Origin of the sequence: Bacillus sanguinis, assembly GCF_018332475.1 — a bacterium.
Lineage (GTDB): Bacteria > Bacillota > Bacilli > Bacillales > Bacillaceae_G > Bacillus_A > Bacillus_A sanguinis.
In genome coordinates, this window is record NZ_BOQB01000647.1 from 1 (window position 1) to 410 (window position 410).

At 30.7% G+C, this 410-nt stretch carries 1 protein-coding gene; it reads left to right on the top strand.

Features of this window, described 5'->3' with window-relative positions:
• Positions 1-148: 148 nt before the first annotated feature.
• The coding region (locus tag KI369_RS29720) for a transposase (protein ID WP_274382503.1) at positions 149-410 on the top strand (262 nt) is incomplete at its 3' end.

Genomic DNA, 410 nt, shown 5'->3' on the forward strand with positions numbered 1-410 from the left:
TACCTTTTTGGTTCAAAAAAATAACCTCTTTTTAAATTTTTTTTGAAATTAAGGTGGTAAATGCTATCAAGCTAATATTTTAAAATATCCTCATAACGAAAATTTTCTTCGTTTTGGGGAACTACCAATTTCTTAAGTGGATGGGCATGTGGTACTACCCTGTGATTTGAACTATAACTTTGCCATTTTGGCAAGGTTATGGTTCTTTTTGTTTACGGCAAAGTTACGATTCCATTTTTTTAGAAAATTAGATGAACCTCTTTATTCACTTCGTTGCCAGATTGAAATTTTGTTTAAAACGTGGAAATCATTTTTTGAAATTGATGAATGTAAAAATATTAAAAGAAAATGCCTAGAGTACCATTTATATGGACAACTCATCGGCATTCTCCTCTGTTCTTCTACGATGT